This is a genomic window from Hymenobacter sp. BT491, from assembly GCF_014349165.1.
Lineage (GTDB): Bacteria > Bacteroidota > Bacteroidia > Cytophagales > Hymenobacteraceae > Hymenobacter > Hymenobacter jejuensis.
Genome location: NZ_JACSJJ010000003.1, coordinates 985,740 through 998,816, shown reverse-complemented (window position 1 = coordinate 998,816; position 13,077 = coordinate 985,740). Strand labels below are relative to the sequence as shown.

Here is a 13,077-nt window from a genome sequence, read left to right as displayed (position 1 = left end):
TCGATTATTCCCAGGCTGGTCCTGCCAAAAAAATAGGCCCAAACTTCGAGCGAAGCTTGGGCCAGTCAGTATTCAGGTGGTAAGTCGGTTTATGCTTTCTTCAGGAACGCCGCTTTCAGCACCATCACGGTCCGGTCGACGCGGCCCTCAACCTCGTCGGGGCTGGAGGTGAGGCGGATGTTTTTCACGACCGTGCCGCGTTTCAGTACCGTCGAAGAGCCCTTGACTTTCAGGTCTTTGATGATCGTGACCGAATCGCCTTCGCTGAGCAGTGTGCCGTTGCTATCCTTTACGTCCATGAGGTTGTGAGTAAGTATTATGCCTCAAAGGTAAGTACTTGGCGTTTTGCCAATGGGGCCTTATACAGCAAAAGGCTGAAGACGCAAGCGCTTCAGCCTTTCATATGTGTGATGAGGGTAGGGAAGGGGCCGGCTTGGGCTCCGGCGCTGTAATGCAAACGGCCTACGGCAAGCGAAATACGCTACCCGCAGCGTGCTGGCCGAAGCCGGCGCTCAGGCCCATAAGCAACACAGACTACCGAAAAGAAAAACCTTAAACGTCCAGCTTAACCGAGATTGCGTTGAGGCCTTTCTGCCCCATTTCCACCTCAAAGATCACCTTGTCGTTCTCCTTGATTTGGTTGATCAGGCCGTTGGCGTGCACAAAAATGCTTTCCTGGCTCTGCGAATCTTTGATGAAGCCGTAGCCCTTGGAGTCGTTGAAGAACGTGACCGTGCCTTTGCGGATGGCGTCGCCGGGCTCCGCCTCTTCGCGCTTGGCCGCGCCCAACTGAATGTCCTCGGTCTTGATCTCCCGCTTCTTCTTCGGGTCCGGAGGCGTCGACGAGATGTTGCCGTTTTCGTCCACGTACGCGAGCAAGTCCTCTAGGCTCTGGCCCTTCTTGGCGTTGGCCTGGCGCTCTTCCTTGCGCTCCTCTTTCTCTTTCTTCTTCTTTTGTCTGTTTTTCTCGTTTTCCTTTTTACCAAAGGTTTCTTGCGACCTACCCATATTGTTTTTTGAAGGTTATTCCTGTTGGCGTATCCGAAGCCGGACGTGACACAGGAGACTTATTTAAGACAGCGAAGGAAAGATTAAAGTTCATGAATATTATTCACTCGCCCTGCTTCTTTCCCAACGCCCCGCCGAGCTCTGCAAGCGCTCGCCAGACGTACTTTGCCGCGTGGGGCGCGCAAAGCGGCGAGCCGGATGCATCTAAAAGCCGCCCGCGCCGCGCCGGTTTTAGTAAAGATATGGCAAAAGCGCACAGGTTGTAGGCCCACCGCGCTGGCGCGGCCTTTCGGGCACGCGCCGGTTTCGTCAGTCGGCTTCCGAAAAGCTGGCCATCGCGCGCACTTCGCCCGGCTGCAAGTCGCTCAGCCCAATCGCGCCGACGCGCACCCGGATGAGGCGCAAGGTCGGGAAGCCCACGGCCGCCGTCATCTTCCGGATCTGCCGAAACTTGCCTTCCGTGAGCGTAATCGAAACCCAGCTGGTGGGCCCATGGCGGTCGTCGCGGATCTTGCGGCCCCGCGCCGGAAAGTCCGGCACGTTTTCTACCCGGAAGGCCACGCACGGCTTCGTTTGGTACTTGGCGTTTCGGATGCCGATTTCCACGCCTTGCCGCATCTGTTCCAGGGCCTCGTCGGTAATCAGGCCATCAACCTGCGCGTAGTATTCCTTCTCGATGTGGCGGCTACGGATGTGTTCGCTCACCAGCCCGTCGGTGGTCAGCAACAGCAGGCCTTCGCTGTGCTCGTCGAGGCGGCCGATGGCCATCGTACCCTCCGGAAACGCGTACAGCTCACCGAGCAGCTTCTTCTTTTTCAGTTCGCACACAAACTGGCTAAGGTAGCCGTAGGGCTTGTAAATAAGGAAGTGCTGATGGTTGGTTTCGATCTGCAAGTGTTTGAGGATGAGATATTTAGGAGTTTATATAAGTCTCTGGTAATCAAGTGCTTGCTCTTGATGCTGGGCGTCTCGTCAACTCAGCACATTACTAGGTAGCGGCTAAAGTAAGGAGGAATATCTGCTTGCTGAGGGCTGTACCTGCTTCGGCCGTTGCTCAGGCGAAGCCGGCTACGGGGTGGGGCACATACGCTTCTTCCAACAACTTAACTTCCTCAGCAGTAAGCTTTACGCCCAAGGCCGCCACCGCGTCGTCGATGTGGTGCGGTTTGGTGGCGCCTATTATCGGCGAAGTCACCATTGGTTTTTGTAGCAGCCAAGCCAGCGCGATCTGGGCGTAGGGCACGCCGCGAGCGGCGGCCAGCTCGCCTACCCGCTCCACTACTTTGCGGTCGGCTTCCTCGGTGGCGCTGTATAGGGTTTTGGCAAACTTGTCGGTTTCGGCGCGCTTGGTGCTCGGCTCAGTTTCCCAGGGGCGGGTAAGGCGACCGCGGGCCAGAGGGCTCCAGGGCAGCACCCCGATGTTTTCGGCCTCGCACAGCCCCATCATTTCGCGTTCTTCTTCGCGATAGAGCAGGTTGAGGTGGTTTTGCATGGTCACGAAGCGCGTCCAGCCGTGTAAGTCGGCCAAGTACAGGGCTTTGGTAAACTGCCAGGCGTACATCGACGAGGCCCCGATGTAGCGCACCTTGCCCATTTTGACCAAGTCATGAAGGGCTTCGAGGGTTTCTTCAATGGGCGTTTCGTAGTCCCAGCGGTGAATTTGGTAGAGATCGACGTAGTCGGTGCAAAGGCGGCGCAGGCTGTTGTCGATTTCCTGCAGGATGGCCCGGCGCGACAAGCCGCGGCCGTTTGGGTCGTCGGGGCGCATCACGCCGTGCACTTTGGTGGCAATCACCACTTCGTCGCGCTTGGCAAAATCGCGCAACGCCCGCCCCACTACTTCCTCACTGGCACCCACCGAATACACGTTGGCCGTGTCGAAAAAGTTGATGCCCGCTTCGAGCGCTTGCTTAATAAACGGCCGACTCTGCTCTTCGTTAAGCGCCCAAGAGTGAGTGCCTTTTTCCGGCGAGCCATACGTCATGCACCCCAAACAGATGCGCGAAACCTTAAGGCCAGTTTTTCCTAGTCTGATATAATCCATTGTGTAATAAGTAGTTGTGAAGACAGGTCTTCTTTCTGCATGCCTTGGCCGTAAGCCGTGTGTCTGTGGCCTCGTCTTCTTACGCTCTGAAAGCGGCTAAGGATAAAAGTTAACCGTACCGGCTGCTCGAAGCCCTGAGTTGCCGCAGCCTAGGGAAAGCGCTGCCTGGATAACCGCACCGCAAGCGCGTCCGTATAGCGCCCGGTACCTAGTTTGGGTCTCACAGTTCCTATTGCACTTCGCTTTCCTTTGTCATGCAAAAAATTATTCTGTTGTTCTCCTGCGCTGCTGCGCTGAACCTTGCTTCCTGCACCCCGGACAAAACCACCGATACGTCGACGACTACGGTCGTGACGGATTCTACCACCACTGCTGCTACCGACACTGCGGCGGCTGGCACTACCACCACCACGACAACTCAATACGATACCACCACGCAAGTCATTGATCCGGCCACGATAAAGGACCCGGCCAAGGCGGCGCAGGTGCGCGCGGCATATCAGAAACGCGACCGCCGCATTCAGGACGTGCGCACCCGCTACACCACCGACACCGTGGGCCAACACGCCGCCGTGCGCAATGTCACGCTGGAAACCAACTCGGAGGTTCGCAACATTCTCGACGGCTCGGCGCAGCCGCAGGCCTACACTGCCGAGGGCTCGGGCACCGCAACGCAAGCAGCACCTGCACACCGCCGCGGCCCGGCCATCGTGAAATACGAGCGCGACGGCGGCAAAGTGAAAATTGAATACGCCAACGGCACCAAAGTCAAAATAGACAAAGACGGCGAACGCAAGACCAAGCGTGCCAACGGCACCAAGATCAAAGTCGATGAAGACGGCGAGCGTAAGGTAAAAGATTAATAATCAATAAATTGAATACGTGGTTTTCGAGCAGCTTGAGCATCTAGCTCAAGCTGCTTGGGGACTTCGGCAAGCAACCTGCCTTGCGGGGCTGCGTTAGCAAAAGGTATGAGCCGAGCTTTTGCCAAAGAAGATGATTCGCTGGAGGCGCCGATTATTCCGCCGCGAGCCGCGTTGCCACCGGGCACACCAAACTACGTTACCCCACGGGGGCTGGAGCAGCTTCGCGCCGAACTGACGGCCTTAGAAGTGGAGCGCTCGCAAGTCGAAGCCAACCGCGACAACGAATCGGACCGCACGCGGCAGCTCACCGTTCTCAACGCGCGCATGAGCGCGCTCACGGCTCGCATCGCCAGCGCCAAAGTGGTCGATTTGCATACCCAACCTGCCGACGAAGTGCGCTTTGGCGCTACGGTTACGCTGCGCACGCGTAGCAGCGGCAAGCCCGGACCAGAGCGGCACTTCACCATCGTGGGCGTCGACGAGGCAGCGGTGGCCGAAGGGCGTGTGGCGTTTGTGGCACCCATTGCCCGCGCCGTGCAGGGCGCTAAGTTGGGCCAAATGGTTGCGTTACGCCTCGGCCCGAAAGAGGAAATGGTTGAGGTCGCAGCCATTGCCTACGCCAACGATCACCTTTAGAACTTCCTGATTCCCTTCCGCTTGGCGCAATCAACTGGGTTCCCAGAGTTCGATCTTGTTGCCTTCGGGGTCCAGAATATGGACGAATTTCCCGTAGTCGTAGCTCGCAATGTCATCAAGGATGGTTACCCCGTTTTCCTGGAGTTTGGTTACCAGTGCTTCGATATTCTGAACGCGGTAGTTGATCATAAACTCCTTAGTGGAAGGGGCGAAATAGTCACTTCCTTTTTCGAAAGGGCTCCATTGCAGAGAGGTTATCTGGTCTGGGCGGTTCGCGTCCCTGGATTCAAAACTCGCACCCCATTCGTTGATTTCCATTCCTAAATGCTGGGCATACCAATCTTTCGTTTGCTGCAGGTTCTCTGCAAAAAAGAAGATTCCTCCAATGCCGGTCACTTTAGGGTTGGTGTCGTTGGCAGACGGGGTCTTCGCCGTTTCATCCTGTTCTTCCATTCTTTGGTTCTTTATCGAGTTGCTACTTGCCAGAATTGTTACGCTCGAGCATTGTCATCGTAGTCTACTCATTTTGTCCTTCTGTTTTTTACTGCCGCATCATCTTTTAGAGCCTGTTGGAGAACGGCAGCCAAAACAAAGCAAAACGAGTCAGTAAGTGACGGGCAGAGTTCCTAGGCTCCGATCCGCATTATAGTTGACCGCTATCCACCTCTTGTGGACTCACAATCGCAAGCCCGCGCCAATCTTGGTGCGGGCTTTTGTCGTTTCAGGAGGCCGCGCCGAAAAAGCAACCCGCGTCGGCAACGTTCCCGACATCGATTGCACAAATAAAAGCGGGAGGCAAGCGTACTTTCTGCGACGGAAGGCGCTACTTATGAGCTTGAAGCAGCATGCCCAACCCTGCTTTGCCACCCACCGATCAGCTTCCACCCATGCAAAACCCCGCCACGTTTAAGGCTTTTATAACTGGTTTACTGTCAATTGTTTACGTAGCAGGTGCCTGGCCGGCATCTGCTCAGCAGGTAGCTTTCCCCGGCGCTGAGGGGGCCGGACGGTTCACGTCTGGTGGGCGGGGCACAGCCAGCTCACCGACTACGGTTTTTGAAGTCACCAATCTCGCCGACGACACCAAGCCCGGCAGCTTGCGCTACGCCCTGACGCAGCCCGCCGAGCACCGCACGGTGGTCTTTCGCGTATCGGGCACGATTCACCTGAACTCGCCCCTGACCATCAGCAAATCTAACACCACCATCGCGGGCCAGACGGCGCCCGGCGATGGCATTTGCCTGGCCGATTATCCGGTTAGCATAAAAGCTAATAATCTGATTGTGAGGTTTATGCGCTTTCGTATGGGCGACAAAAACCAAAATCAGGGCCAGGTAGACGGAGCCGGCGGCGACGATGCTTTCGGGGGCTTGCACAACTCCCGCCTGATCGTGGACCATTGCACCATGAGCTGGTCGACGGACGAAGCCTTTTCGGTGTACGAAGGCGACAGCACCACGCTGCAATGGAACCTGATGAGCGAGCCGCTGAATTATTCGTACCATTTCGAAACCGGCGACAAGGACTTTGAACATCACGGCTTCGGCGGCATCTGGGGCGGGCAGCACGCCACGATGCACCATAATTTATTTGCGAGCTGCAACAACCGTACGCCGCGCTTCAACGGCAGCCGCTACACGCATCCGGCCGGGTATGAAAACGTCGATTTTCGCAACAACGTCATCTACAACTGGGGCGAAAACAACGTGTATGCGGGCGAGGGCGGCAATTACAACATCGTCAACAACTACTACAAATACGGCCCATCGACCAAAGAATCGGTGCGGGCGCGGGTGCTGAACCCTTATAAAGTAGCGATGGGCAAAAATCCGCTGCCTTACGGAAAGTTCTATCTGACAGGCAATTACGTGGATGCCAGCGCCGATGTCACGCGCCACAACTGGCAGGGCGTAACCATGAATGGCGGCGCCCCCGCCGACACGGTACTCTCCAAAGTAGACCGGCCTTTTGACATTGCTCCAATTGCTACCCAGACGGCGCAGGAGGCTTACGCCGCCGTGCTGCAAAGTGTAGGGGCCAGCCTGCCCAAGCGCGACACCTTAGACCAACGCATCATCCGCAATGTGGTGACACGTACGGGCCGCCTTATTGATGTGCAGGGCGGCTACCCGCATGGCACGCCGTACAGCATCTCGCAAAAAGCTTGGCCGGTGCTGCATTCTGCGCCCGCACCCGCCGACACCGACCACGACGGCATGCCTGACAAATGGGAAAGCAGCCACGGCCTAAACCCCAAAGACGCCAAGGACCGCGGCACCGTGACCAGCAATGGCTACACCGCGCTCGAAAATTACCTTAATAGCCTCGCTGCCGTTGCGGCTCCTGCGCCTGGTAAATCGGGGGCGCCAGCTACGCAGAAGAAGTAATTGATTTTCAACTGATCAGTCTAGTTTGCTGACCAGCCACACCATCACGGCACCCAGCGTGGCCATGATGGCAAACGACCAGCGCAGGTTGGCGGCGTTGGCGATAAAACCGACTACCGGCGGCACAATCAGAAAGCCGAAATAGCCCACCGTCGATACGGCCGCAATGGCCGAGCCGCTGCCCATTTTGGGCGATTTGCCCGCCATGCTGAACACCAGAGGAATCACGCACGACACGCCAAAGCCCACCATGATAAAGCCCAGCCCGGCTGCAACGGGCGTGGGCAGCAGGGCCGCCAGCAACAGCCCGGCCGCTATCAAAAGGCCGCTGCTGCGGAGCATTCGCTTGATGCCCAAGCGCCCCACCAGCCAGTCGCCGGTGAAGCGGCCTACCGTCATGGCTACCATGTAAATGGCAAAGCCGGCGGTGGCAATGGCCTTGGGCGCGTGCACGGCTTTTTGAAAATAAATGCCGCTCCAATCGTACATGGTGCCTTCGCAAGCCATGGAGGCAAAAGCAATGAAGCCAAACTTGAGCAAGGTTTTGTCGGGGAGCGTGAAACCGGACTTCTGGGTTTGCGGGGTAGGCAATATGTCGAGGGTGCGCGGAAAAAAGGCGAGTGCCAGCCCCGTCAGCAGCATCCCGACCCCTACAAAATGATAGGCTGTGGGCACCGATGCCCCTACTACTACGGCCCCCACGGCTGCCGCCGCAAAGCCGGCCACGCTCCACATGCCGTGAAACGTGGCGATAATCGAGCGATTGTATAATGCCTGTACGCCCACCGATTGGGCATTGACGGAGATGTTGAGCAGGTTGCGCGACGAGCCAAAGCAAAACAGCAACACCACCAGTTGCCACGTGTGAGCCGCAAAGCCCAGCAGCGCCAGCGCCAAATTGTAGAGCACGGCCCCTACCACCATCACCTGCCGGCTGCTGAAGCGCTGCAACAACAAACTCGTTACGGGCAGCGTGAGCATCAGGCCAATGGGCAAAGCCAGCAATACGCCTCCGAGCTGCGCATCGTTGAGGCCGAGTTGGTGCTGAATGGTCGGAATACGCGACGCCCATGTCGAAAAGCCAAACCCCGATACCAAGAAAAACACCGTGATGGCGATGCGGGCCTGCGTGGGGGAAGTAGCAAGCGTAACTGTAGAAGTAGAGGCCATAACTGTTGGAAAAGCCGCGTCCGCGCCGGGCGCATAACGGCAAAACTAGGCGTTGGCCGCTGGATACTCGTTACCAAAAAGCAGGTAATTCTCGCTGTGCGACGGTATAGTTCGGCTTGAATAAAGTATGGCCGAAGCTAACATCGACAGCTATAAAAGCCTAATAAGCGGTTTATAAAACAAAGACGCTGAAGTATTTACTGCTTCAGCGTCTTTGCGAAGGGCATTATCAACATCAGAAAAACTCTGCTCGGTAAGGCAGGAGTGGCACTAGCGCATTGCTCCCGACTTGCTCTTGTTATGGATATCGCTGGAGCCCGACGTGTGCGAAGAAACCAGCTCGTCGGTGGCGAGGTAGGCATCACTGGAGCCGGAGGCCTGTACGCTGGCTCGTTTGCTTTGCAGGTTGGAAGCCCGGTAGTCGCTGCTGCCGCTGATGGCAACGTCTTGGCGCTCAGTCTTTCCGGAAAGCGTAACGTCACTGGCGCCGCTGGCGCGAACCGATAAAGATTTGGCCTGCAAAGCCATCGTTACATCGCTAGCGCCACTGGCGCGGATGGCAAAGCTTTCGGCCTCAAACGTCGATTCGCTTTTTAAGTCGCTGGCGCCGCCAACTTCCACGCCGCGCAGGCGAGGGCAAGTGATGTACACGGTCACTTTTTGTCCCTTGTCCGACCAATTTATGAGCTTGTCGTAGTCCCGATAGATTTTCAGCACGCCGTCCTGCACCTCCGTTTTGAGATGGGCCAGCACCTCGGGCGAGGCTTCTGCTTTCACAGTCGTCTCGGAACCTTGCTTGAGCAATACGTTGATGGCGCCGCTGGCCTTTATTTGATCAAAAGAACCCACCGAGCGGGTTTCCTGTTTTTGGGCGTACGCTGTTGGGCCAAACAATGCCAGCAAAGAGGCTACCGCCGTGATTTTGAGTACGATTGGAAGTTTCATGACATGAGCAATTGGGTTGAAACACTGGGATAGATGAAGTTGCCGCCTCAAGCGTTGTCCACAACCGAAAGTATTTCCTGGGGCTCCTCAACCGCGATCCGCAGGCTGTTTAATATATGCGTTCTAGTCGATATACTTTCCTGGTTCATCCCACGATGTGTCTGTAAATCAACTGCTTCGTCTTGGAAGCTGCGCTCTGATTGCTGAGTAGGAGTTTAAATAAAAAGGTCCGGCGCGTAAATCGCACCGGACCTTTTTTAACTAGTATTTGATAATAGATTGATTATCAAATACTTATATGCATACTAGTTTGGGCCGAAAAGTCGGTTGGTATCAATAGCAAAGCCGGCATGGAGAAGCTCCTTGAGCAAATCAACTTTCCAGTTGCCACCCAACGGGATATACACCACGCCGCTGATGTCGCTGGGCAGTTCGAGCTGGCTGTTGTCGACGAGGCAACACACGTTTCCGCGGCCCAAAATGCCGGCGAAATATCCGAGTTCCAGTACCACATTTTGGCGAGCCCGCGGGCGGGTTTTCTTTTCGGCCAGTGCCTTGCCCTGGTCGTCGGCAGTGAGCAGGATGATGGCGTACTGCACCCTGGAGTAACGCTCGATTTTTTCGATGATGGTTTTGCCTTCGCTGGCTTGCTCGTGCAGAATAATAGGCTGCAGATCAAGTTGTTCTACAAAACGCGCTACCTCATTCTTAACCGCGTTGTTGTGCCCGTGCACGATAAAAATGCTGCGGTTTTCCAACTTGGGCGGTGCGCTTTCCAAGGCCGAGTCGGGGCGAAGCGTTTGCAGGAATTCTGCCACGCGAGCCAACCGATCTAGGTAAACAGGCACCAGCAAGGCGGCATCTTTTTGCAGCAGGTCGGCATCGTGCGGCTCGTAGAAAGACAGCGACAAGCGTCCGCTGACGGGCGTAATAATGTGGGCGTCGCCGCGGGGCTCGCGGGGGCGTAGGCGCCGACTTTTGGCCAGCACATCGATCACTTGATTTTCTACTTCGGCCTCGGGATAGCGATCTATCTTCTCGCGCAGAATGCGAAGAAAGTGCTGTTTTACTTCTGGTTCGTAAACAAGTAAGTGGTTGTAAACGTGATTTTTAAGTGCATTAATATCTTCAAGAGTGGCGCGAATATCGTGCAAGTCGTCCTCGGTGAGGCCGGTGGCCATCAGGTAGTGCCGACGAATCGGAGTGAAATCGAAAACGTGATGATCGAGGATATTATAGACGTGCTCGGTTACTAAATCCAGCATAAGAGGGTAAGCGATAGAAGAAAAGCGGAGGCCAGACGAGGTTCGCGGCTCCCTCTTTTACGACAAAGGCCCTTGGGTTGAAGTTCCGCTCGCAAAGACCCGCGAATTGTAACTAGCAACTCCAAACAAAAAGCCCCGTTTTAGGCGGGGCTTTTTGAAAATAGAAGCAAGAGTTTACGCTGTTGCTTTTTGCTTGCGCCGACCTTCCAGAATCCGGAAGAAGGAGCGGGTATGAATTTCCTCGACCGTCAGGCCGGTGGCCGTGATTTCCTCTTCCGTGATGGCGCCGCAGTTTAGGGCTTTCAGGAAGAAGTTGAGCAAGCCCTGGCCCGTAGCCGCGTCGTCGAAAATATCGCCTGTGAGGGTTGAGATCGCGGCCCGCTCCACGAAGGTTTTCAGGCGGTGCAGCGCATCGTCGTAGCTGCTCAGGAAAAAGTTGTACGTGGCCGCGTAGCGCATCGGCAGCTGCGCCGGGTTTAGGTCCCAGCCTTGGTACAGGCCGTTGATCAGCGAGTGCGTGGTATGATGAAAACCTTGGCGCCAAGCATTATGAACCGATTCGCGGTTTTCCTGCTGCTGCGCAAACGTCAGATTATCACCCCGATGCGGCCCAATGGGCATGACGTTGGTAGCGCCATCGGAGAGGAAAATGCCGGTGCCGCCGAGCGCTACTTTGGTCATGTGGTGGGCAAAATCGCAGACCGGGTGCGCCATCGTCTGGTATTTGGCCGTGATGCCCGCCGAAGCCGTGTAGTCGTAAGTGCCGAAGTGAGCCGCAATGCACCGTCCTTCGCTGGCCCGAATGATGCGCATCAGGGGGTTGCGGCCTTCCTCGTCCATGATGATTTGGGTGGCCTCCACCATCGTCTCCATTTTCAGGGTGCCGGAGGCGAGTTTGTTCGCTTTTTCCAGAATCTCGAACAGCCGTACCATCGTCGTCATCTGCTCCGGAATGGTCACTTTAGGCAGCATCACTACGAAGTTGGGGGGCAACTGGCCGCCGGTTTTTTCGAGCAGCGTCGTCAGAAAGATGTCGAGCGTGCGCACGCCGCGCGCTTTCAAATCTTCCGTGAACGGCTTGATGCGAATGCCAATGAACGGCGACAGCGTGCCATTTTGCATGCCCACGGCCACTTCGCCCGCAGCTTGCACTGCGGTCGCGTCTTCTTCCGCGTCGGGCCGGTTGCCGAAGCCATCTTCAAAGTCAATGCGGAAATCCTCGACGGGCTCAGACTTCAGCTTGTTAACAATCTTATTATAAACCGAATACGCCAGCCACGCGTGCTCCCGTTTGCGGTCTTCCGGCGACATAGCATCGAGCCGAGTGGTTATCTCCGCGATGTCTTTCTCCAAGGTTGGCAAATGCTCGTAGCCCTTGAGCTGCAATACCTTAGCCAGCTCCACGAAATTGGGCGCGTAGGTCCGCAGGTTGTTCAGGGCAATGTCGCCCATGCGCACGCAGGTATCGGACTTAAACAGGTTGGCGCCGCCGTATACCGTATGCACCGGCTGGCGGTCAGGCTTGTCGCCGGGGTACGTCTGCTGGAATTGGCGGTTCGCCACGCCAAGCTGATTTAGAAGTTGCTCTTTATCAGAGTCTTGTATGCTGAGCTTCATGTGATATTGTACTGAGTGGGAAACAGAGGTGAGCGCTACAAATTTAGAGCTAAGGCTAGTTGCCCTCCTCAGCTGAGGAGGGGCTAGGGGTGGTTGAAAGGTTAGAATTAGAAAAGTTAGAAGAGCTAGTACTTGTGCAACGCGCGGGCCAACCACCCCTAACCCCTCCTCAGCTGAGGAGGGCAACTAGCCTTAGCTCTAATTCTATATTTTAATCAGGAGCCGCGATAAGTGGAATAACTGAAGGGGTTGAGCAGCAATGGGATATGATAATGTTCTGGTGTGGCAATGTTGAAGACGATCTCCACGAAGGGATAAAACGTCGGCGTTTGCTGCTGCTCGAAGTAGCTCTTGACCAAGAATTTCATCTTGTAAATGCCCAGCGCCAATGGCTTTGAGTCCGGCAGCAAATTGGCGATGCGGCCATCTTGGTTAGTCACGCCGCGCGCGATTTCCTGCCAATCGTCGGCCTGCTGCGCATATAACACGATGGTCACGCCCGGCGCGGGCTTGCCTTTGGTTGTGTCCAGGATGTGGGTCGTGATCTGACTCATGCGGCTAGCAGTTTTTCCAGGCGGATTTTGGTGATTTTGTCTTGCTCGCCCATGGCGATATGGATCTCAGTTTCAGGTGAGTTGGTCAGCCGCGCTTGCAATAGCGCCAGCATTTCCTCCGCCGATTTGCCCGTCGCGCAGACGATAAAAATGTACCCGAACTTTTCCTCGTAGCGCCAGTTTCCTTCGGCCAAGTCTTCCAAAACTTGCTGCGAGGCCTGCTTCACAGCCCCTTGTTCGCCCGCAGCCCACGCGCTGGTACTGGCAAATTTTTCCTTCAGCGCACTGGCATCGCCGATCTTGGGATGATGCGTAAACGCCTCTCGCCAATCGCTTTCCTGCAAGCCATACCAAATGTCGTGGGCCCGCGAAAACAGCGTTGCGGCGTCTGTCACGGGGAAAATCTCGCTCATCGCCTGCACCCACGCCGTGGCACCACAGCACTTGCTCAGCGCTTCGGCTAGTGCAGGTTGGTCGAGGGTGTTTAACTCGGTTAATGTCATTATAATCAAGTAGTTAGCAAAAGACACCAGAAAGCGGTCATGCTGAGCGTAGCCGAAGCATCTCTACTACTGCGGCTACGCT

At 55.9% G+C, this 13,077-nt stretch carries 14 protein-coding genes; 3 read left to right on the top strand and 11 right to left on the bottom strand.

The features are described from left to right. Positions 1-89: 89 nt before the first annotated feature. From H9I52_RS15790 to H9I52_RS15775, 4 genes are all read right to left on the bottom strand, one after another. Positions 90-299 carry an alkylphosphonate utilization protein gene (locus H9I52_RS15790; protein WP_187454622.1) on the bottom strand — a complete coding sequence of 70 codons (210 nt, stop codon included), beginning with the start codon at positions 297-299 and terminating at the stop codon, positions 90-92. Between the two features lie 253 nt (positions 300-552). Next, entirely contained in the window at positions 553-1,008 is a 456-nt protein-coding gene (locus tag H9I52_RS15785; protein ID WP_139515647.1) for a cold-shock protein, read from the bottom strand. A gap of 309 nt (positions 1,009-1,317) precedes the next feature. Continuing rightward, complete coding sequence (locus H9I52_RS15780; RefSeq protein WP_222940517.1) at positions 1,318-1,902, bottom strand: pseudouridine synthase; 585 nt, start codon at positions 1,900-1,902, stop codon at positions 1,318-1,320. Between the two features lie 160 nt (positions 1,903-2,062). Continuing rightward, positions 2,063-3,052, bottom strand: coding sequence for an aldo/keto reductase (locus H9I52_RS15775; RefSeq protein ID WP_187454621.1), 990 nt, complete (start codon positions 3,050-3,052; stop codon positions 2,063-2,065). Positions 3,053-3,306: 254 nt separating this feature from the next. Between H9I52_RS15775 and H9I52_RS15770 the strand changes: the two genes are divergently transcribed. Beyond that, entirely contained in the window at positions 3,307-3,915 is a 609-nt protein-coding gene (locus tag H9I52_RS15770) for a T-complex 10 C-terminal domain-containing protein (RefSeq protein WP_187454620.1), read from the top strand. A gap of 108 nt (positions 3,916-4,023) precedes the next feature. Next, positions 4,024-4,554: a GreA/GreB family elongation factor gene (locus tag H9I52_RS15765; protein WP_187454619.1), complete on the top strand. Its 531-nt coding sequence runs from the start codon at positions 4,024-4,026 to the stop codon at positions 4,552-4,554. Between the two features lie 30 nt (positions 4,555-4,584). Here the strand turns inward: H9I52_RS15765 and H9I52_RS15760 are convergent, their stop codons facing one another. Next, on the bottom strand, positions 4,585-5,007 hold the full coding sequence (locus H9I52_RS15760) for a VOC family protein (RefSeq protein ID WP_187454618.1): 423 nt from the start codon (positions 5,005-5,007) through the stop codon (positions 4,585-4,587). Between the two features lie 392 nt (positions 5,008-5,399). On the opposite strand from H9I52_RS15760, the gene H9I52_RS15755 reads away from it, so the two are divergent. After that, positions 5,400-6,941: a polysaccharide lyase family 1 protein gene (locus H9I52_RS15755; protein WP_222940516.1), complete on the top strand. Its 1,542-nt coding sequence runs from the start codon at positions 5,400-5,402 to the stop codon at positions 6,939-6,941. Between the two features lie 15 nt (positions 6,942-6,956). Here H9I52_RS15755 and H9I52_RS15750 read toward each other — a convergent pair whose 3' ends face one another. The 6 genes from H9I52_RS15750 to uraD all read right to left on the bottom strand — a co-directional run bounded on the left by H9I52_RS15750 (position 6,957) and on the right by uraD (position 12,995). Then, positions 6,957-8,111 carry an MFS transporter gene (locus H9I52_RS15750; RefSeq protein ID WP_187454617.1) on the bottom strand — a complete coding sequence of 385 codons (1,155 nt, stop codon included), beginning with the start codon at positions 8,109-8,111 and terminating at the stop codon, positions 6,957-6,959. 270 nt (positions 8,112-8,381) lie between these two features. After that, complete coding sequence (locus H9I52_RS15745) at positions 8,382-9,056, bottom strand: head GIN domain-containing protein (RefSeq protein ID WP_187454616.1); 675 nt, start codon at positions 9,054-9,056, stop codon at positions 8,382-8,384. Positions 9,057-9,361: 305 nt separating this feature from the next. Beyond that, positions 9,362-10,321 carry a nucleotide-binding protein gene (locus H9I52_RS15740; RefSeq protein WP_262386086.1) on the bottom strand — a complete coding sequence of 320 codons (960 nt, stop codon included), beginning with the start codon at positions 10,319-10,321 and terminating at the stop codon, positions 9,362-9,364. 174 nt (positions 10,322-10,495) lie between these two features. Further along, positions 10,496-11,938: a DUF6986 family protein gene (locus H9I52_RS15735; protein ID WP_187454615.1), complete on the bottom strand. Its 1,443-nt coding sequence runs from the start codon at positions 11,936-11,938 to the stop codon at positions 10,496-10,498. 215 nt (positions 11,939-12,153) lie between these two features. After that, positions 12,154-12,492, bottom strand: coding sequence for a hydroxyisourate hydrolase (gene uraH / locus H9I52_RS15730; protein ID WP_187454614.1), 339 nt, complete (start codon positions 12,490-12,492; stop codon positions 12,154-12,156). Continuing rightward, complete coding sequence (gene uraD / locus H9I52_RS15725; protein ID WP_187454613.1) at positions 12,489-12,995, bottom strand: 2-oxo-4-hydroxy-4-carboxy-5-ureidoimidazoline decarboxylase; 507 nt, start codon at positions 12,993-12,995, stop codon at positions 12,489-12,491. The genes uraH and uraD overlap by 4 nt, the downstream gene beginning before the upstream one ends. Between the last annotated feature and the right edge of the window lie 82 nt (positions 12,996-13,077).

Bases quoted from the DNA above. Each gene is read 5' to 3' on its own strand.
- H9I52_RS15790 (WP_187454622.1), bottom strand. From the start codon at position 299: ATGGACGTAAAGGATAGCAACGGCACACTGCTCAGCGAAGGCGATTCG.
- H9I52_RS15785 (WP_139515647.1), bottom strand. From the start codon at position 1,008: ATGGGTAGGTCGCAAGAAACCTTTGGTAAAAAGGAAAACGAGAAAAAC.
- H9I52_RS15775 (WP_187454621.1), bottom strand. From the start codon at position 3,052: ATGGATTATATCAGACTAGGAAAAACTGGCCTTAAGGTTTCGCGCATC.
- H9I52_RS15770 (WP_187454620.1), top strand. From the start codon at position 3,307: ATGCAAAAAATTATTCTGTTGTTCTCCTGCGCTGCTGCGCTGAACCTT.
- H9I52_RS15765 (WP_187454619.1), top strand. From the start codon at position 4,024: ATGAGCCGAGCTTTTGCCAAAGAAGATGATTCGCTGGAGGCGCCGATT.
- H9I52_RS15760 (WP_187454618.1), bottom strand. From the start codon at position 5,007: ATGGAAGAACAGGATGAAACGGCGAAGACCCCGTCTGCCAACGACACC.
- H9I52_RS15755 (WP_222940516.1), top strand. From the start codon at position 5,400: ATGCCCAACCCTGCTTTGCCACCCACCGATCAGCTTCCACCCATGCAA.
- H9I52_RS15750 (WP_187454617.1), bottom strand. From the start codon at position 8,111: ATGGCCTCTACTTCTACAGTTACGCTTGCTACTTCCCCCACGCAGGCC.
- H9I52_RS15745 (WP_187454616.1), bottom strand. From the start codon at position 9,056: ATGAAACTTCCAATCGTACTCAAAATCACGGCGGTAGCCTCTTTGCTG.
- H9I52_RS15740 (WP_262386086.1), bottom strand. From the start codon at position 10,321: ATGCTGGATTTAGTAACCGAGCACGTCTATAATATCCTCGATCATCAC.
- H9I52_RS15735 (WP_187454615.1), bottom strand. From the start codon at position 11,938: ATGAAGCTCAGCATACAAGACTCTGATAAAGAGCAACTTCTAAATCAG.
- uraH (WP_187454614.1), bottom strand. From the start codon at position 12,492: ATGAGTCAGATCACGACCCACATCCTGGACACAACCAAAGGCAAGCCC.
- uraD (WP_187454613.1), bottom strand. From the start codon at position 12,995: ATGACATTAACCGAGTTAAACACCCTCGACCAACCTGCACTAGCCGAA.